The organism is Ruegeria sp. A4, assembly GCF_056543025.1.
The window spans coordinates 329,725-348,838 of the sequence record NZ_JBQGAW010000003.1 but is presented as its reverse complement, the minus strand read 5'-3'; the positions used below and the strand labels follow the sequence as shown (position 1 = coordinate 348,838).

Below are 19,114 nucleotides of genomic sequence, written 5' to 3'. Positions count from 1 at the left end.
GCGTCAGTCTAACTCGGGCTCGTCCCGATGCGTATCGCGCACGGCATAGGCTGTGTCCTGTGCCTTGCTCAGAGTCCACCGGGTGCGCGTCGCATACTCCATTGCGCGCCCGGATAGAACGATCTGTTTTGTCGCGCGTGGCTTCAAACGCCCTTTTTCAAGGTAAACGCTTGGCTCGACGGACAATTTTCCAACGCCGTCATGGCGGAAAACCCAGATTTCACCGCTTTTGAGCGCCATCGACACCGCCGCACCGCCCAAATCCAGCGCCGCATCGACATCCGGATGCAGGTGAAACCGGATGTCATAGCCAATGCCTTTGAGGCCCGAAGCGTCCATCGCCTTGTCAAATTGACGTTTTGCCTTGTCGGTCGCCGTCAGCAGAATATCCTCGACCGTCAGTTCGCGCCCGTCAAATCGCAATTCAAAGGTCCGTGCATGGGTCAGACCAAAGACCTTGGCATACCCATCATGCCCCGCCATAAAGCGGATGCCCTCGAACGCATCCTCGAAATCAACGGGCACCTCCTGTGGTGCGTCCACCAGCGCCTGCGCTTCACGCCCCGGCACCGGGTTGGCCAGCCGGGCGCTTGAGAATCCATCCAGGCAAAGCGTCGAGTGCGACGGCGTCGCCCGTCCTGCGCGGCGCCATTCCAGCCCGAAACTGGCCCCCGACCCGCAATTCACGATCAGCGGTCGCCGCCCCGAGGTCAACTCGAACGCCAGAGTAGAGGCATGCGCATTGTAAGAGGCCGCCCCCGACGGCGGTATGCTGGCATCCACGATCACCGTGGTGCGTGCAGCCGACAGACGGGCATAGCCCATCGGCAATTCGGTGGCCGCCTTGTGTTTGACGCCGCTTTGCGCAAGGGCCTGTTCCAGTCGCCCCTCGACACCGCGCCCGCCACCATGAAACCGCGCCAACGCCCCATCCGCGTGGCGCAGGCTGCGCAAGGTCGGCGCGATCCGTTTGATCGCATTGGCCTGGGCGGCAGGCGTCCCGCGACCAAGATCATTCAGCGCCGCCGAAGTCCAGCTGAGCAGCGTGAACACCTCGAGCAATTCTTCCGGATTGCGGGTTGGTATTCCGCCCTGCGCATCCACCTGACGGTCGCATTCCCCGGCCAGGGCGCGCAGGGCCGGGTCGGCCATCCGCTCCAGCCCCTCCAGCGCCAGCCCGGCCTGCACCAGTCCGGCCAGCGCCTCGAACCGGGGCAGTCCCGGGGTCGCGGCATGCCAGCGCTTGGACAGGAACCATGTTTGCTGGGCCAACGAGCGGAAGAACAGTTTGCTTTGTTTTTCATCCGCCCCTCGCAGCAGAAAAAGTGCGTGGTTGATCCAGCGCATCACCCGACGTCCGGTCAGATCAGGCGCCCAGCCGGGCCCTTGCCCGCGGCCATGAGATTCTATCCATCCCCAGACCCAGCGCTGCGCCTTTTCCCGCGCACGCATGTCTCCGACCGCGGCCAGATCATCCAGCCACGCAAAGCCGTGACGTTCTTCGTCAAAGCCGGCACTGGGGGCGGTGACATCCCAAAGCCCGGTATCTTCGGCCTCGACCAGATAGCCGGCGAACAACAGATTTCCGGCAACCAGTTGCCGGCCACGTGCGAACGAACCCACCGAGCGCGGATCCGGTTGCGCAACAAACCCTGTGACCGCCTTTTGCCGTTGGCTCAGGCGCGCATAGAAACGGTTCTGAAACCGCATCCACCGACTGGCCATGGTGTCTGATTTCGACATGACGCGTGTTACTCTGCCCCTTGCGCTCTGCTGGCGCTTGAGACCCAACGATAGACCGCGCCGATCGTCAAGTCATCGAAAAGCGTGCGTTCAGACGGATTTGGTCAGACACGCGATATAGAACCCGTCCATACCACCCCGATCCGGCCAATAATCCGGACGCAATCGCAAGCCGCCTTCCTCGGTGATCCAATCCGTTTCGACACCGGGTACGTTCAGCGCGTCGCGATCCACGCTCATGTCCGAATACATGTCCAGCGCCTCTTCCACCTGAACTTCCCCCTCGTCCGGCAGCAGGGAACACGTGCAATAGACCAGACGCCCACCGGGTTTGAGCAAGCCCCACGCATGGGCCAACATGCGCGACTGGAGCTCGATCAGGCAGCCGAATTCCGAACCGTCCTTGGCAAACGGCAAGTCAGGATGCCTGCGAATCGTACCCGTGGCCGAGCACGGCGCGTCCAGCAGGATCGCGTCGTACCGGTCTTCGTGTTCCAGCGCATCGCCCACGATGACCTTCGCCCTAAGGCCGGTCCTTGCAAGGTTCTCGCGCACCCGTTCCATCCGTGATTCCGACACGTCTAGTGCCGTGACATCAGCCCCTGCGGCCGCAAGCTGCATCGTTTTCCCACCCGGCGCCGCACACAGATCCAGAACTTTCTGGCCCGCCTTCGGGGCCAGAATGCGAACCGGCAATGCGGCTGCCGCATCCTGCACCCACCAGTCTCCGGCCTTGTACCCCGGCAGGGTCGAGACCTGACCCGCATCGTGCAACCGCACCGACCCGGTCGGAAGGATCTCGCCTGAAGGGCCTTCCGCCCCGGGTATCAAGGTAAGGTCCAGTGGCGCACCCGCGAAATGTGCCTGCTCGATTCCGGTTACGGCATCCGTGCCCCACGCTGCGATCAGCGGTTCACGCAACCAGTCCGGCAAACGCGGAACGCGCATCTTCGGCCACGCCTCGGGGCCTTCTACCGCAACCTTGCGCAGAACGGCATTCACCAACCCCTTGAGGCGACCATGCTTGCGCGAACGGCTGACGATCTCGACCATGGAATTGACGACGCCATGGGCGGCTTCGCCGTTGCAAAGTTCGACCGCACCCAGTCTCAGCGCGTTGTGGACCGTCAGAGCGGGTGTTCGGTTCAGGTGGTTGGCCAGCAGGCGGTCGGCCCGTTCCAGCCCACGCAGTGTTTCCAACGCCAGTCGCTGGGCACGCGCGCGATCCTCGGGTTCCAACCGATCCACTGCACCCGCCGCCAGACACTCGGCCAGCAGGCGACCTTCGCCCAGAACCTGATCCAGAAGATAGATTGCGCTGCGCCGGGCTGCTGTCGCGCTGTTAGACATGGTACCGCCTTCATGTGACCTGCGCCCGCATTGCCAATGGCGGACGCGGGCGTATATCAAGACTGCGCAAGGAAAGGAACCCGATGTCATGAGTGACGACCGCAAAGACTTGCCCCCCGCCGCGCAGCGCGCCCTGGCCGAAGCGGAAGAACGCCGCCGCAAAGCCAAAGCCGAGGCCCAGGAATTGCCGAAAGAGCTGGGTGGCCGGGACGGACCGGACCCGGCCCGTTACGGTGACTGGGAAAAGAAGGGCATCGCCATCGATTTCTGAACGGTCAACCACGCAGCGCATTCAGGAAATCCTCGATCAGGGCACGCTGTTTTCTGGACTTCGCCCGGTCTTCAGGCCAGGTCAGCCAGTACCCGTCTTTGGTGTGCAATTCGGGTAGATCCAGCCGCCGCAACCGCCCCTCTTGCAGGTCGGCAAGGGCCAAGGGAACCGATCCCAAAACCACACCCATGCCGCGCCGCGCAGCCGAAATCGCATGTTCCATCGAATCAAAGCTGATTTTTGATTGCGGCAGGTCCTGCTGGCCGTTTTTCTGGCTCCATTCTCTCCAACCGGGGCGTTCTCCGCGCAGGTCGATCAATGGGGCGCCCCAGTCGACATCCGGCGGTGCCATGGGGGCAAGGACCTCAGGCGCGATCAGGGCGGCATCACGCCCGGCCCAGATGCCTCGACCATATCGGATTTGCAGCCACGTTCGTTCTTCGTCCAAAGACGACCGGCGCGCGACCGAGTCGGTCATCACCCGAACCCCTGGCTGCATCTCGTGAAACCGGGTCAGCGCTGGCAGAACCAATGCGTGGATGTTCGACGACAAGCCGGCCACGCGCAGCTCGCGCGGGGACTTGCCAAACAGATCCTCGGTATTGCGCTCCAGCGCGCGAAGGCTGTCCTGCACCAAAGGCAGATAGCTTTCACCTTCGACCGTCAGTGAAACGCCCCGCGCCTTGCGCACGAACAAGGATCGGCCCAGCCAGGCTTCGAGGTTGCCGATCCGCTGGCTGACAGCGGCCTGCGTCAGCCCGAACTCTTTGGCTGCCGCCGAGAACCCACCAAGACGCCCGGCGGCCTCGAACACACGCAGCCAGTCCAGTGGCGGTAGCCCGATCTTTTTCTTAGCCATTAGATTTTCCAAGCCTCAGCCGAAATAAGGATTAATTGTCGTAATGCCATGAACAGCGTATCTGCTCAACCAAAGCTCGCGCCGAACAGGAGACCCCAAATGCTGCGCACCGCCACCCATGACACTTCGGTCGTCACCGTCGCGTTCGACACAGGAACGCAAGCCCGCTTTCACGCCATCTGGTTGCGCGACAACGCGCTGGACCCGGAAACCCGCGCCCCGGGCAACGGCCAGCGACTGATCACCATCGGCGATATACCTGCTGACATCTCGGTCAGTTCAGCCGAGGTTGTCGCGGACGGCCTTCAGGTCACGTTCCAGCCCGAAGACAAAACCGTTACCTTCCCGGCCGAATGGCTGGCCGAACACAACTATGATTGCGAACGGGACGACACGCTGGGCCGCACCGGCCCCGGCATCATCACATGGGAAGGCGAGATCGCCGCCCCCTCTGGCGACTGGAACGAGGTTCATTCCAGCCCTGCGGCCAAACGCAACTGGCTGGCGTCTGTGGCGAGTTACGGCTTTGCCAAGCTGACGGGCGGGCCAACCGAACCAGAATCGCTTTTGAAAGTGGCCGGCCTGTTCGGCTATGTCCGCGAAACCAATTATGGCCCTTATTTCGAGGTTCGGACGGAAGTGAACCCGACCAACCTCGCCTATACCGGGCTTGGCTTGCAGGCCCACACCGACAACCCCTATCGCGACCCTGTGCCGACGCTGCAAATCCTCTATTGTCTGGAAAACAGCGCCGAAGGGGGCGACTCGATCGTGGTCGACGGCTTTCGCGCTGCCGAAAAGCTGCGTGCGCAGAACCCCGATGGTTTTGCGCTGCTGGCAGGCTACCCGGCGCGGTTTGAATACAAGGGGTCTGACGGTGTCTGCCTGCGGTCTCGCCGTCCGATGATCGAATTGTCGCCGGATGGCGAACTGGTCGGCATTCGCTTCAACAACCGTTCCTCAGCGCCATTCGTGGACGTGCCTTTCGACAGGATGGAAGCCTATTACGCGGCTTACCGCCAACTGGGCGAGATCATCGACGACCCGGCCATGGGCGTGTCGTTCAAACTGGAGCCGGGCGAAAGCTTCATCGTCGACAACACCCGTGTCCTGCATGCACGGCTGGGCTATTCCGGTGCCGGTTCGCGCTGGTTGCAGGGATGCTATGCCGACAAGGACGGGTTGCTGTCCACACTGGCGGCGATGGAGATGATGCAGCCGGAGGCAGCGGAATGAAACCCGATTTCTCGACCCTGAACCGGGACAATATCGTCGCCTTCATCGGAGATATCTTCGAACGCCGCGGCGGTGAGGAATATCTTGGAGAACCCGTCACCATGGCCCAACACATGCTGCAAGGCGCCACCATCGCCGAACAGAACGGCCAGCCTGAAGAGATCATCGTCGGCGCCTTGTTGCATGATATCGGCCATTTCACATCCGAGTTCGGGACCTACCACCCCGATGATACCGAAGATCGCCACCACGAAGATGCGGGTGCTGAGGTGCTGGAACAGTTCTTCCCTTCGGTCATCACCGATTGCTGCCGCTATCACGTGGCCGCCAAACGGTATCTCTGCGCCACCAAGCCCGAATATTTCAACCGCCTCTCTGCCGCCTCGGTCCATACCTTGAAACTGCAAGGCGGCCCGATGAGCGCCGAAGAAGTCGCCGCCTTCGAATCCAATCCTAACCTGAAAGAGATCATTCAGGTCCGGTATCTGGATGAGGCCGGCAAACGGGCGGATATGGAGACGCCGGATTTCGCCCATTTCGCACCGATGGTGCAGCGCATGGTCGACAAACACCTGGGGGCATCATGACCGCACCCGAGTACATCTTCGAGGCCAGTTCCAAGCCATCCCTGCCGTGGCACGAGGTTCCCCTGATCCGGGCGACGGACAGCACGGTCAGGGGGTACGGCTGTTTGGTCGACGACCCCGAGACCTTTGAAATCGAGATCGTACGCTGGCCGCAGCAGGGCTGGCGACCGATTGACGACGGCACGGGTGACGAAGGCGGCTGGGTTGAAGGCACGTTCAAATGCGATTGGCAGGGTGACGTGCTTTACGGTGAGAACGAGGCGGTCAAAGGCCATTACGTGCTGGGTTGGTCCGCCGACCCTCAGCAGGCGCAAACCGACCGACAAACGGCCCCGCGGAATCAGGTGTTGCTGTGGCATATGAACTATCACCCCGATGGCGGTCAGATGTTCTGGCCGCTGGACAACAAGCCCTTCATCGTGCCCGCGGCCCTGCCTGGCGACAATCTGACCCCGGACAAGGTGGTAGCGTTCTGGTGTGACGGGTCAAAGGGGCTCTATATCCATCCCGGCATCTGGCACGAGGGGATTTTCCCGGTCGAGGACAACCAACGTTTTCTGGATCGTCAGGGCCGGGTCCACGCGCGGGTCAGCGCCGATATCGGCAAAGAGTTCGGCGTTTATCTGGCCTGCCCGCTGCGGGCGGACAAAGTCAGGGATTTGTGACCAACGCCCCCTGATGCCTCGGGCGCCGGCGTGCAATCCAGATCTGCACGGCCAGCAGATAAGGCACAAAGAACGCGAAATTCTGCACCAGATCAAAAGGGCCCGAGAAATCGGGCTCTGACCCCCACCCGCCGGTCAGCAGATACCAAAGTGTGTAATGCACGCGGTAAAGCCACGACCCCAACGCCAGCCAGAACAGCCGCAATCCCCATGCCCAATGGCCTGCGCGATCCCCTTCCAAAGCCCTGCGCGCCACCATCAGCGCAGCCGTGAAAAGACACAGCCCGTACAGCAAAAAGGAGGCAGACATCAGCGGCCCTCCGATGGTTCCGCGCAGGGGAATATAGATCATGCCCGCCAGCCCGGTGATCCATGCCAGCGCCACCAGACAGGCTCCCATCATGCGGTGAAATCGATTGTACCTGAGCCGCAGCCCCTTCAACAGTTGAAGGGGAACGAGTGCAACCAGAAAAGTACCTGCCAGAATGTGCACCAACATCGCGGCATTACCGACATTCTCACCATCAGCGAACAAATAGCTGTGCCGGGCGGCGTCCTGCGACAGGCCTTTGCCGATCATTCCAACGCCATGCGCAACGAATGGCAACAGTGTCAGGTAAAACACCGCAAGCAAAATGCCGGTTGCCAGTCCAGAGCGCCGAATCCTCATGAATCAAAGCTTAGCGTCGGCGACCGCTTCGTCTATGGCTCACAACCCCAGCACATCCACCATGTCATATTGGCCGGGTGCCTTCCCCTGCCCCCACAGCGCCGCCTTCAGCGCGCCGCGGGCAAAAATCGCGCGGTCGCTGGCCAGATGGCGCAGAACGATGCGCTCGCCGGGCGCGGCGAACAGGACGTCATGTTCACCAACGATGTCGCCACCGCGAATGGCGTGGAAGCCAATGTCACCACGCTTGCGCGCACCGGTGATGCCATCCCGCCCCCGGTCGGCCACATCCGACAGTTTGACGCCACGCCCTTCGGCGGCGGCCTCGCCCAGCATCAGCGCGGTGCCGGATGGTGCGTCCACCTTGTGATGGTGATGCCCTTCGATGATTTCGATATCAAAATCCTCATCCAGTGCAGCCGCGACTTTCTTGGTCAGTTGCACCAGCAGGTTGACGCCAAGGCTCATGTTCCCTGCCCGCACGATCACCGCGTGGCGCGAGGCCGGTTCCAGCGCGGCGATCTGCTCATCCGTCATGCCGGTCGTGCCGATCACATGCACGCAACGCGCCTGTGCGGCCAAAGCGGCAAAGTCCAGCGTCGCCTCGGGCGCGGTAAAGTCGATCACCGCCTGTGCCTGCGCAAAAGCTTCCAACGGGTCATCGGTAACTTTGACGCCCAGCGCCTGGCCACCCATGGCTTCGCCCACATCCTGACCGACCCATTCATGCCCCGTGCGCTCGACCACGCCGACCAGACGTGCCTGATCACTGTCGGTTACGGTCTTGATCAGCATCTGCCCCATACGGCCCGAAGCCCCTGTGATGACGATACCCGGAATATGGGTCATGGCGGTATTCCCTTGCTGCAAACTGCTCAAAGCCTCCTACCCCGTTCGCGCCCGCTTGGCAAAGCCCCGGTTTGCGCTTAGATCGGGGATTATGGCAAAGAACAAATTCCACGATGGCCCCGGCCCGTCCCAACGACAGCTGCGCGTCGGCGAACTGATCCGCCGCACCCTGTCCGAGGTTCTGGCGCGCGGAGATGTCCACGACCCCGACCTGAACCGCATGTCGATCACCGTAGGTGAGGTACGCACCTCGCCAGATCTGAAAATCGCCACCGCCTATGTGCTGCCCTTGGGCGGCAAAGGGCAGGAGGACGTGATCGATCTGCTCGCCCGCAACAAGAGTGAACTGCGGCGCATGGTCGGCAAAAAGGTCGGCCTGAAATTCTCGCCCGATCTTCGGTTCCGTCTTGATGACACGTTTGACCGTCTGGACGACACCCGCCGCATGTTCGAACAGGACGCGGTGCGCCGCGATCTGGACGAGTGATCCGGGCATTCGTCACATTGGGCGCGGTTGTCTGGGCCGCGCAAGCCTCTGCGGTCACTTGTGAAAAGCTGACCCATGACGACAAGCGCTATACCGTCTGCGAAGTCGACGCGGAAAACGAAGACCTGCGCCTGTTTCTCAACGACGAAAACGGGGATCTGCTGGGGCATTTCTCGTCGGTGAACGAGGCGCTGGCCCCCGGCGGCAAGCGTCTGGCCTTTGCCATGAACGCGGGCATGTACCACGATGACCGGTCGCCCGTCGGCCATTATGTCGAGAACGGCAAAGAGGTCATGCGGGTGATCTCCAACCCCGGCCCCGGCAATTTCGGCCTGCTGCCCAACGGCGTGTTCTGCATCCGCGAGGGCCGCGCTGACGTGTTCGAGACGCTGGATTTCATCGACCAGTCCCCCGACTGCCGGTTCGCCAGCCAATCCGGCCCGATGCTGGTGATCAATGGCGCGTTGCATCCCCGGTTCCTACCCGATTCGACCTCGCACTATGTGCGCAACGGGGTGGGCACCAGCGCCGATGGCACCCGGGCGGTGTTTGCGATTTCCGAAGATTACGTCACATTCCACGAATTCGGTCGCCTGTTCCGGGACTTGCTGGAAACTCCGAATGCGCTGTTCTTCGACGGCAATATCTCTCGCATGTATGACCGCGCGAACAATCGGTCCGATGTCGGGTTTTCGCTGGGGCCGATCGTGGGTGTGGTCGAAGACGCACCTTGAAATTGACAGGACGATGGCAATCCGCTAGGTCGCGCGCCTCAGCAAGATTGAAGGTGCTATATGGGACGCAAACGCAAGGGTCGCGACATTTCCGGCTGGCTGGTGGTGGACAAACCCGCGGGCATGACGTCGACCGCTGTGGTCAACAAGGTGCGCTGGGCGATGGATGCCAAAAAGGCGGGCCATGCGGGCACGCTTGACCCCGAAGCGACCGGCGTTCTGGCCGTGGCCCTGGGTGAGGCGACCAAAACCGTTCCCTACATCACGGATGCTCTGAAAGCTTACACCTTCACTGTCCGTTTGGGCCAGGCCACCAACACTGACGATGCCGAGGGCGAAGTGATTGCCGAAAGCGATGCCCGCCCGTCAGACGAAGACATCAAGCGGGCGTTGACCCCGTTTCTAGGCGACATCATGCAGGTTCCGCCCAAGTTTTCCGCCGTGAAAATCGACGGCCAGCGCGCCTATAAACTGGCCCGCGACGGCGAAGACGTGGAACTGACAGCCCGGCCTCTTTGGGTCGAGGAACTGATCCTTGTCGACCGCCCCGACCCGGATCACGTGGTGTTGGAGATGACCTGCGGCAAAGGCGGTTATGTCCGCTCGATCGCCCGCGATCTGGGTGAAGCGCTGGGATGCCGCGGCCACGTCCGGAAACTGCGCCGGATCTGGTCCGGACCGTTCGAGGCAGAAGACGGGTTGAGCATCGAACAGATCGACGAAATGGCAAAGACCACGGCGCTGGACGACTATCTGCACCCGCTGGAAGCCGGCCTGTCCGACCTGCCAGAGCTCAAATGCACCCCCGAAGGCGCAACCCGCCTGCGCAACGGCAACCCGGGCATGGTGTTGGCCTCGGATGTTGAATACGGCGACGAGGCATGGGCCTCGCTGGATGGCAAGGCCGTGGCCGTGGGGGTTTACAAATCGGGCGAATTGCATCCCAGCCGGGTGTTCGCCGCCTGAACCACGTGTTAGGCGAAAGGCATGATCACCCGAACGCACACCAAGGGCGATGCGCCCTCGACCGCCATCTATTCCGACTGCGAGAAATACCGCTATAGCCTGACCCGCGTGTGGGACCCGGCAGGGCGCAAGGCGCTGTTTGTCATGTTGAACCCGTCTACCGCGACCGAAGTGCAGAACGACCCGACGGTTGAACGCTGCGAACGTCGTGCCCGGGCGCTGGGGTTCGGCGCGTTTCAGGTGACCAACATCTTTGCCTGGCGCGACACCGATCCGCGCAAGATGCGCGCTGCTTCCGACCCGGTGGGCCCGGAAAATGACGCCGCCATTCTGGAAGGTGTTCGGTGGGCCGATCAGGTCATCGCCGCCTGGGGCACCCATGGTGCGCATCTGGATCGGGGCCCGGCGGTGGAGACCCTGTTGCGCCGGACCGGCCAGCCGCTGTTCCATCTGGGCTTGACCAAAGACGGCCACCCCAAGCACCCGCTTTATATCGCCTACAGCCAACAGCCCGAGCAATGGTGATAAAGTATTAACCATTTCAATAACTTGGCTTTGACCCGACCGCCGATTGCGTGGGATGTTCACCCTCGGAGCATTCTGCGATCGGAGAGGTGTCATGTTTCTGGCCGGATTGATCGGACTCGCCGCCATCGGCGGTGCCGCATACGCGATGAGCGACATGCTGATCGAAGACGAGGACGTTTCAGAGGACGGGCCCAACGAGGCCCCGGAAACGGAACCCGACACCGGAGAGTTTCTTGAGATTGGCGAAAACGTCGAGGACCCGGTGAATCCCGACATCGAAACCCAGTCCACTGGCACCGTAATCTCTGAATTCGAAGGAGACCTCGTGATTGCCGGCAGCGATGGCCCTGACCAGATCACCGGGCAGGACGGTGTCGACCAGATCAACGGGTTTGGCGGCGATGATACCATCGACGGCGGCAAGGGCGATGACGTTCTGCACGGGGGCGAAGGTACGGACACGATTTCGGGCGGTCAGGGTGATGATGTTCTGCACGGAAAGGCGGATGACGACTTTCTGTTCGGCAATCAGGGGGACGACGCCCTGTTCGGCCATTTCGGGGACGACACCCTGGATGGCGGCGAAGGCGAAGACGAACTTTATGGCGGTCAGGGCGACGATACTCTGACGGGCGGGGCCGATGATGACGCGTTGCAGGGCGGGTTCGGAGACGATTCCCTGAACGGTGGCGCAGGTGAAGATACGGTCTTTGGCGGCGACGGCGATGACTTTGTCTTTGGCATCGAAGAAGGCGCAGCCGAAAAGGACTTCCTGAATGGCGGCGCCGGTGACGACACCATTGTGGCAGGCGGCGGGGATGTGGTTAACGGTGGGCAGGGCGCTGATGACATCGTGCTGAGCCCGGGTGACGAAGACGTGACCGTCATGGGATTCCAACCCGGTGAGGACAAGCTGCTTGTCACCTGGGAGGATGAGGCCGACCCGGAGATTGAGGTGGAACCCGACGCTGAAAACGCCAATCTGACCCGGGTCATGATCAACGGTCAGGAAGTGGCGCAGGTATACGGGGCCCAAGGCATGACGGTGGCCGACATTCAATTGATCACCGAAGCGCAACTGGCCCAGTACGGGCAGATGGTCTGAGCCCGCAAATTCCCTTTGCCATTTGGTGAAAATGCGCTTATACGCGCCCATCCGCATCGGAATCGGTGCGGTTTTCTCCATGGGCCTGTGCTGGACGACATCCCGGCCTGCGCCATCAACTCTAACCTTTGAAGGAGACCCCGATGTCGATCACTGCTGAAGAAAAAGCACGCGTCATGAAGGAATTCGCAACCAAAGAGGGCGACACCGGTTCGCCTGAAGTACAGGTTGCCATCCTGACCTCGCGCATCACCACTTTGACCGAGCACTTCAAGACCCACAAGAAAGACAACCACGGTCGTCGCGGTCTGCTGAAGATGGTTGCCCAGCGCCGCAAGCTGCTGGACTATCTGAAAGGCAAAGAAGAAGCACGTTATCAGGACCTGATCAAAAAGCTGGGCATCCGCCGCTAAGCGCTTTTTGCAAATGACCTGAAACCGGGTTTTCCGGTTCAACGCCCGCCAACCGGCGGGCGTTTTCCGTTGGACCCACCGCAAGCGATACATCCCCCTTAACTTGCCAGAGCAGCTGAACATTCCGTGGCTGTCAGGGAATGCCCGTTGCGGCACTTTGTTTTAGGCTCTCTGCGTGTTTTCCCAGCGCGTGGCATAGTCACTTTGCGACACACTTGCACTTGTCTTGGTGCCGGCAACAGGTTTTCGAACCACATAATCCAGAAGAACAGGCAATCCCGGACCAAAAGTTCCCAGCGGTCGCGGACGTTTCTTTGTCTTGTTGGGATCCGTCATCTTCACCACGTCACGGGCGGCATATGGCCTCAATGGCTGCCACACACATTTCAGAGCCTCATAGTTCATGGCGTTGACCCAAAAGCCGTACACGATCTCTGGGCAAATCTGATAGAAGCCGTGATTGATCCAGTTGTTCGATGGCGAATGTGCGATGAACACACCGCCGGGCTTCAGCATCTTGTCGATGTTCCGGTAGGCGGTCGGCAAGTCGAACACGTGCTCGCATGTTCCACCATCATAGATAACGTCAAACCGACCAACCAGGTTTTCAGGCAAATCTCCCGCGAGATCCTGAACGATGCTCGCACCTTCGAAATCCGAAAAATCCAGCGAATCCACTTCCGAGAAACCAAGTTTCCGAAAGAACGTTTCCGAATATCCATCATCCGGGTTGCAAAGGTCAGCTTCGACCACTCCGGGCAGGTATTTCTGCAAGGTTTCCCTGAACAATGCGGCGGACGTAGATCGGCGCGCACCGATCCAATCCTGCCGCCCAAGCATCAGAAAGCTACCTGACAGGTCATTGGATTTGACATCTTCGATCAGGCGCGCAGCCAGGACATCAACAATTGACAATCATTCCTCCGAAGGGTGGTCCAAAGCGGTTTTCTTCGCGTGAACGTCCTATTCTGAGGATTCAATGTCAACGCAATAGCAATATTCCGGAACATGCGGCAAAGCGGGCAAGTTTCCCGGCCAGCGTAAAGTTGGCAGCTTCCCTGCTTTGCTTACATCCTGCCCCCGGGTGTTCGGCATCCGGCATCAAGCGCAGAGCCCGGCCCGTGCGGTTTTCTTCGCGCTGACGGGTGTAAAATTCCGGTCAAGACACCGCGCAGATCTCTTCACTTTATGCAGGCTCCACAAAACGGAAGACGCCCACCAATCGGCGGGCGTCTCGTTCATGGAAAAAATCTTCGGCTCTACATTTTCGCCTTTTCTGATTTCAACGCCAGCCACAGGCAGTAGCACATTATCAGAACCACCAGCGTAAAGGGGATGCCGGTTGAAACCGCCGCGCCCTGCAATGCGGAAAGACCGCCTCCCAACAGCAATGCGATGGCAACCAGGCCTTCCAAAGTGCACCAGAACACGCGCTGAACCACGGGTGCGTCCATCTTGCCGCCTGCGGTGATCGTGTCGATCACCAAAGATCCGGAATCAGACGAGGTGACGAAGAAGATCACGATCAGGACTAGGGCGATCGGGGCTACGATGCCGTACAGCGGCAGCTCCTTCAGGAAACCGAACAGCGCTCCCTCGGGGGCGTAGCTGTCGATCACGGTCGCGCGCACACCTTCTGCTCCGCCTGCGTTCAGCATGTCGATGGCTGCGCCACCGAAGGTCGACATCCACAGGGCGCAGACGGCTGTTGGCGCCAGCAGCGCACAGATTACGAACTCGCGCACCGTACGGCCCTTTGAAATGCGGGCAATGAACATGCCAACAAACGGTGACCATGCGATCCACCACGCCCAGTAGAAGGTCGTCCAACCGTGGAAATAGCTGGTGTCTTCTCGTCCGAACGGGTTCGACAGCGCGGGCAGGTGCAGCACGTAATCAGTCATCACGTTGAAGTACCGCGCGATGGCGGTGCCTATGCCTGTTACAGCGATGACGAAAAGGAACAGCCCCACGGCCATGATCATATTGATCTCACTCAGCCGTTTGACGCCCGCATCCATGCCCAGCAAAACCGAGCCCAGCGCGATCAACGTAATGCCAATGATCAGCAGAACCACGACGGTGGGGCTGGGTTCGATGCCAAAAACCTCGTAAAGGCCAGCGGCAACCTGCTGAGCCCCCAGGCCAAGCGATGTGGTCAGACCGAACAACGTGGCAAAAACCGCCAACGTGTCGATGATATGGCCCCACCAGCCCCAGACCCGTTCACCCAGAATTGGATAGAAGGCCGAACGCAAAGTCAGGGGCAGGTTCAGATTGTAGCTGAAAATCGCCAGGCTCAGGCCGACTGCGGCGTAAACCGCCCAGCCTTCCAGCCCCCAATGGTGAATGGTTCCAACAACGCCGATATACTCATTGCCCGGAACAGCGATATCGATACCCAGTGGGCGCGCATTCCCGTCTTCGGCAAAGTTGTAGTAGACCGGCTCCATCACTCCGAAAAACAAAAGACCGATACCAATACCGGCGGCGAACATCATCGCAATCCATCCGGCGTAGGAATAATCAGGCTTGGCGTCCTTGCCGCCGATCCGCACACTGCCGACTGGCAGGATGATCAGAACGAGGCAAAACAGGGTAATTGCATCTACCGAAAGGACCAGAAACCAATCGAACGTGCTGGTCAGCCAAGGCCGGAGCCAGCCGAAAAACGTAGCTGCGGCCTCTTGGTTGGCCAATGCGATCAGAACGAACGCAAAGATCATGATACTCGAGATCAGAAAGACCGGGTTGTGAATGTCCAAGCCAAACGGCCGGACGTTATCCTGCCCCAGTTCATATTCCGTTTCGAAGTCGTAAATCCGGGGGTCCGGATCCAGCATCTTCTTTGTTTGTGCCATTCGATTGCCCTTCTGTTCGCTGTCTGCAAACGCCAAGGTATTCGGTCGGCGGACGGGAATGAGTTAGTTAACCCCCTTGGCGCGTTTCCGTCATTTCGACCGCAGGCTTAGTGATAAGAGCTTATACTGCCTTCATATTTTTACAAAATGCATTCGATTGCGGATATGTTAGCGCTACATGTTGTTCCGGGTTCCCGTAACCCCGGACCTGAAGAACCAACAGCAACCTGATAAGTTGATCGTTGTTCGTGCTTGAATCTTTTGCGCCCGGTGGCAGCACAAGCCAGTCCCGGCATGAAACGGCCATCCGATGCAGTTTCGCTTTCCTTCCAACGCATTCTCATGTATGCGCGCGGTATCTGAGACGTTGTGCCCTGACCCCGGCACTCGAATGGAAGATAAATTGGGGTCGGCGGCAATGGGGCCGCCACGCAAAACGGGAGACCCGCAGGGGCGGGAGTGCTCCCATCTAGGATACGCATATGTTTGATGTAACGAAGAAATCGATGCAGTGGGGCGAGGAAACGCTTACACTGGAAACCGGCAAGGTTGCCCGTCAGGCTGACGGCAGCGTGATTGCCACCCTGGGCGAAACCAGCGTCATGGCCAACGTGACCTTCGCCAAGGAACAGAAGCCCGGTCAGGACTTTTTCCCGCTGACCGTGCATTACCAAGAGAAATACTATGCCGCCGGCAAGGTTCCGGGTGGCTTCTTCAAGCGCGAAGCGCGCCCGACCGAGAAAGAAACGCTGACCGCGCGTCTGATCGACCGTCCGATCCGTCCGTTGTTCGTTGACGGCTTCAAAAACGAAGTCCTGGTGATGTGTACCGTGCTGAGCCACGATCTGGTCAACGATCCCGACATCGTTGCGATGATTGCTGCTTCGGCTGCTCTGACCATCTCGGGCGCACCGTTCATGGGCCCGATCGCGGGCTGCCGCGTGGGATACACCGACGGTGAATATGTCCTGAACCCAACCGTGGACGACATGCAGGACCTGCGCCTGAACCCCGAACAGCGTCTGGACCTGGTTGTGGCCGGCACCAAAGACGCCGTGATGATGGTGGAATCGGAAGCGTACGAACTGTCCGAAGCGGAAATGCTGGGTGCGGTGAACTTTGCGCATGAGCAGATCCAACCGGTCATCGACCTGATCATCTCGCTGGCGGAAGAAGCCGCGAAAGAGCCGTTTGACTTCCAGGCGCCGGATTATTCCGAGCTTTATGCCGCAGTTAAAGCCGCCGGTGAAGAGCAGATGCGCGCCGCCTTCGCGATCACCGACAAGCAAGAGCGCACCGCCGCTGTTGCCGCCGCCCGCGAAGCGATCAAAGAGGCGCTGACCGAAGAGCAGCTGGAAGACGGCAACCTCGGTTCCGCGATGAAAAAGCTGGAAGCCGGCATTCTGCGCGGCGACGTCGTCAGGGGCGGCAAGCGGATCGACGGTCGTTCGACCACCGATGTCCGCTCGATCGTTGCGGAAACCTCGATTCTGCCCCGGACCCACGGTTCTGCCCTGTTCACCCGCGGTGAAACACAGGCGCTGGCCGTGACCACGCTGGGCACCGGCGACGATGAGCAATTCATCGACGCGCTGCACGGCAATTTCAAATCGAACTTCCTGCTGCACTACAACTTCCCCCCGTATTCGGTGGGTGAAGTTGGCCGCGTTGGTTCGCCCGGCCGTCGCGAGATCGGCCACGGCAAACTGGCATGGCGCGCGCTTCAGGCGGTTCTGCCTGCGCCGACCGATTTCCCCTACACCATCCGCGTGGTGTCGGAGATCACAGAATCCAACGGCTCGTCCTCGATGGCCTCTGTCTGCGGCGGTTCGCTGTCGATGATGGATGCGGGTGTTCCGCTGAAAGCGCCGGTTGCCGGTGTGGCCATGGGTCTGATCCTGGAAGATGACGGTGAATACGCTGTTCTGACCGACATCCTGGGTGACGAAGACCACCTCGGCGACATGGACTTCAAGGTTGCGGGCACCGAAAACGGCATCACCTCGCTCCAGATGGACATCAAGGTTGCCGGTATCACGCCGCAGATCATGGAAACCGCCCTGGCACAGGCCAAGGAAGGCCGGATGCACATTCTGGGCGAGATGGGCAAAGCCCTGTCCGAGACCAACGATTTCTCGGTCCACGCCCCGCGCATCGAGACCATGAACATCCCGACGGACAAGATCCGCGAAGTGATCGGCTCGGGCGGCAAGGTCATCCGCGAGATCGTCGAGGTTTCGGGTGCCAAGGTCGACATCAACGACGATGGCGTGATCAAGATCGCCTCGCCCGATGGTGAGTCGATCAAGAAGGCCTATGACATGATCCATTCGATCGTGGCAGAACCTGAAGAAGGTCAGATCTACACCGGCAAAGTCGTCAAGATCGTCGATTTCGGCGCCTTCGTGAACTTCTTTGGCAAGCGTGACGGTCTGGTCCACGTGTCGCAGATCGAAAACCGCCGCCTGAACCATCCGTCGGATGTTCTGAAAGAAGGTCAGGAAGTCAAAGTCAAACTGCTGGGCTTTGACGATCGCGGCAAGGTGCGCCTGTCGATGAAAGTCGTCGATCAGGAAACCGGCGAAGAGATCGTTCCGGAAAAGAAAGAAAAGAAAGAGGAAAACGCAGAGTAATCTGCCCCTCTGACCCACAGCGGAAGGCCCCGGTTTCATCCGGGGCCTTTTTGTTTGCGCGGCAGCAGGACGGTTAACTGCGCCGCAACTTTGGTAAATCAATTATTAACACTTATTGCGTGTATTAGCTCAACCTTAAGGGGGATATTGCCGTTTTCAAGGAAGCTGTTCGACCGTGGCATCGATTACTGTTTACGAAATCAGCGCAGACCCGTTCAGCAACCGCAGTGTTGATATTACTGCTGCGTATTCGGTCGACGTCACGGATAATGACGCCCTGCTGCAAGATCCCGACCCGGATGGCAGCTCGCAACTTGACCTTGGGTCTCTTCCCGGCTTTTCCGGCTCGACCCAGAATTTCAGCACGTTCGAAAACTACACAGGCACGGTCGATGGCGCGCCGGTCACGTTCATCCTGATCCAGTTTTCAAACCCGCGTTACATCATAGTCACTTCGGGTCAGGCCGAACTGAATGACACGATTTCAGACACCAGTTTTGCCGGCACCGCGCCGCCATCCGCGTATGACACTTTGCCTTCTTTCGTGTGTTTCACCACAGGATCTCTGATCCAGACACCGACTGGGCTGCGCCGGGTCGAGGCGCTGGAGCCCGGCGACCCGGTCATCACCGCCGGAGGCCATGCACGCCCGGTCCGCTGGATCGGCAAGCGCCGGTTGTCCGCGGCTGAGTTGCGGCGAAACACGCATCTGTCCCCTGTACGGATCAAGGCGGGCTGTTTCGGGCCTAACAGCCCAAGCCGCGATCTCGTCATTTCCCCACAGCACCGGATTGCCGTGACCTCGACCATGATGGAGCTTATGCATTGCGAGCCGGCGATGCTGGCCCCCGCAAAGGGGCTGATCAATGGGCGTACCATCGTTCAGGAAACGCCCGCACATGGGGTGCAGTACATTCATATCCTCTTTGATCAGCATGAGTTGGTGAATGTCGAAGGACTCTGGTCCGAGTCCTTTTACCCCGGCGACACCAGCCTTGGGGCAATGGCGCCCGCCACCCGAAGCGAGCTGTTCGAACTGTTCCCGGAACTGGCCAATGGTGAAGGCAGCTACGGTTCGACCGCATTGCCGGTCCTCAAACCCTTCGAAGTCCGGGTGCTGTCGGCGGATCTGGCGGTTCCGGGCTGGAAGATCCGCC

At 60.1% G+C, this 19,114-nt stretch carries 18 protein-coding genes and 1 pseudogene; 12 read left to right on the top strand and 7 right to left on the bottom strand.

Annotated features, from left to right (window positions below):
- Positions 1-3: 3 nt before the first annotated feature.
- Positions 4-1,743, bottom strand: a complete 1,740-nt coding sequence (locus ACR0E2_RS13090) for a heparinase II/III family protein (protein ID WP_152459367.1) — start codon at positions 1,741-1,743, stop codon at positions 4-6.
- A 90-nt stretch (positions 1,744-1,833) separates the two neighbouring features.
- On the bottom strand, positions 1,834-3,093 hold the full coding sequence (locus tag ACR0E2_RS13085) for an RsmB/NOP family class I SAM-dependent RNA methyltransferase (RefSeq protein WP_480446693.1): 1,260 nt from the start codon (positions 3,091-3,093) through the stop codon (positions 1,834-1,836).
- An 88-nt stretch (positions 3,094-3,181) separates the two neighbouring features.
- Between ACR0E2_RS13085 and ACR0E2_RS13080 the strand changes: the two genes are divergently transcribed.
- On the top strand, positions 3,182-3,364 hold the full coding sequence (locus ACR0E2_RS13080; protein WP_171330384.1) for a DUF1674 domain-containing protein: 183 nt from the start codon (positions 3,182-3,184) through the stop codon (positions 3,362-3,364).
- Positions 3,365-3,368: 4 nt separating this feature from the next.
- On the opposite strand, the gene ACR0E2_RS13075 is transcribed toward ACR0E2_RS13080, so the two are convergent.
- A complete protein-coding gene (locus ACR0E2_RS13075) occupies positions 3,369-4,223 on the bottom strand; it encodes a LysR family transcriptional regulator (protein ID WP_480446692.1) in 855 nt (284 codons plus the stop codon).
- A 99-nt stretch (positions 4,224-4,322) separates the two neighbouring features.
- Here ACR0E2_RS13075 and tmpA point away from each other — a divergent pair, with 99 nt between their 5' ends.
- From tmpA to ACR0E2_RS13060, 3 genes are read left to right on the top strand one after another with little or no spacing between them, the layout of a single operon-like run.
- The gene (gene tmpA / locus ACR0E2_RS13070; protein WP_480446691.1) at positions 4,323-5,459 is read left to right on the top strand and encodes a 2-trimethylaminoethylphosphonate dioxygenase; all 1,137 of its coding nucleotides are present in this window, start codon (positions 4,323-4,325) and stop codon (positions 5,457-5,459) included.
- On the top strand, positions 5,456-6,046 hold the full coding sequence (gene tmpB / locus ACR0E2_RS13065) for a (R)-1-hydroxy-2-trimethylaminoethylphosphonate oxygenase (protein ID WP_171233459.1): 591 nt from the start codon (positions 5,456-5,458) through the stop codon (positions 6,044-6,046). The genes tmpA and tmpB overlap by 4 nt, the downstream gene beginning before the upstream one ends.
- Complete coding sequence (locus tag ACR0E2_RS13060; RefSeq protein WP_480446690.1) at positions 6,043-6,711, top strand: ureidoglycolate lyase; 669 nt, start codon at positions 6,043-6,045, stop codon at positions 6,709-6,711. Before tmpB ends, ACR0E2_RS13060 begins: the two co-directional genes overlap by 4 nt.
- Here ACR0E2_RS13060 and ACR0E2_RS13055 read toward each other — a convergent pair.
- Positions 6,698-7,336: a DUF2306 domain-containing protein gene (locus tag ACR0E2_RS13055; protein ID WP_480446689.1), complete on the bottom strand. Its 639-nt coding sequence runs from the start codon at positions 7,334-7,336 to the stop codon at positions 6,698-6,700. The genes ACR0E2_RS13060 and ACR0E2_RS13055 overlap by 14 nt on opposite strands.
- An 84-nt stretch (positions 7,337-7,420) precedes the next feature.
- Positions 7,421-8,230, bottom strand: coding sequence for a 4-hydroxy-tetrahydrodipicolinate reductase (gene dapB, locus ACR0E2_RS13050; protein WP_480446688.1), 810 nt, complete (start codon positions 8,228-8,230; stop codon positions 7,421-7,423).
- Positions 8,231-8,321: 91 nt separating this feature from the next.
- Between dapB and rbfA the strand changes: the two genes are divergently transcribed.
- The 6 genes from rbfA (at position 8,322) to rpsO (ending at position 12,463) form a co-directional block, all read left to right on the top strand.
- Positions 8,322-8,717 carry a 30S ribosome-binding factor RbfA gene (gene rbfA, locus ACR0E2_RS13045; RefSeq protein ID WP_152459376.1) on the top strand — a complete coding sequence of 132 codons (396 nt, stop codon included), beginning with the start codon at positions 8,322-8,324 and terminating at the stop codon, positions 8,715-8,717.
- Positions 8,714-9,451 (top strand): phosphodiester glycosidase family protein, encoded by a 738-nt coding sequence (locus ACR0E2_RS13040; protein ID WP_480446687.1) that lies wholly within the window; start codon positions 8,714-8,716, stop codon positions 9,449-9,451. Before rbfA ends, ACR0E2_RS13040 begins: the two co-directional genes overlap by 4 nt.
- A gap of 60 nt (positions 9,452-9,511) precedes the next feature.
- Positions 9,512-10,417, top strand: a complete 906-nt coding sequence (gene truB / locus ACR0E2_RS13035; protein ID WP_171640085.1) for a tRNA pseudouridine(55) synthase TruB — start codon at positions 9,512-9,514, stop codon at positions 10,415-10,417.
- A gap of 21 nt (positions 10,418-10,438) precedes the next feature.
- Positions 10,439-10,942: a DUF1643 domain-containing protein gene (locus tag ACR0E2_RS13030; RefSeq protein ID WP_171640088.1), complete on the top strand. Its 504-nt coding sequence runs from the start codon at positions 10,439-10,441 to the stop codon at positions 10,940-10,942.
- Between the two features lie 94 nt (positions 10,943-11,036).
- Entirely contained in the window at positions 11,037-12,050 is a 1,014-nt protein-coding gene (locus ACR0E2_RS13025) for a calcium-binding protein (RefSeq protein ID WP_480446686.1), read from the top strand.
- 143 nt (positions 12,051-12,193) lie between these two features.
- Positions 12,194-12,463: a 30S ribosomal protein S15 gene (gene rpsO, locus ACR0E2_RS13020; RefSeq protein WP_152459381.1), complete on the top strand. Its 270-nt coding sequence runs from the start codon at positions 12,194-12,196 to the stop codon at positions 12,461-12,463.
- A gap of 162 nt (positions 12,464-12,625) precedes the next feature.
- Here the strand turns inward: rpsO and ACR0E2_RS13015 are convergent, their stop codons facing one another.
- Positions 12,626-13,378, bottom strand: a complete 753-nt coding sequence (locus tag ACR0E2_RS13015; RefSeq protein ID WP_480446685.1) for a class I SAM-dependent methyltransferase — start codon at positions 13,376-13,378, stop codon at positions 12,626-12,628.
- 344 nt (positions 13,379-13,722) lie between these two features.
- Positions 13,723-15,324, bottom strand: a complete 1,602-nt coding sequence (locus ACR0E2_RS13010) for a BCCT family transporter (protein WP_152459384.1) — start codon at positions 15,322-15,324, stop codon at positions 13,723-13,725.
- A gap of 482 nt (positions 15,325-15,806) precedes the next feature.
- Between ACR0E2_RS13010 and pnp the strand changes: the two genes are divergently transcribed.
- Both pnp and ACR0E2_RS13000 read left to right on the top strand, forming a co-directional pair.
- The gene (gene pnp, locus ACR0E2_RS13005; RefSeq protein ID WP_152459385.1) at positions 15,807-17,957 is read left to right on the top strand and encodes a polyribonucleotide nucleotidyltransferase; all 2,151 of its coding nucleotides are present in this window, start codon (positions 15,807-15,809) and stop codon (positions 17,955-17,957) included.
- Between the two features lie 175 nt (positions 17,958-18,132).
- Positions 18,133-18,933: pseudogene (locus ACR0E2_RS13000) on the top strand (Hint domain-containing protein); the annotation flags it as partial.
- Between the last annotated feature and the right edge of the window lie 181 nt (positions 18,934-19,114).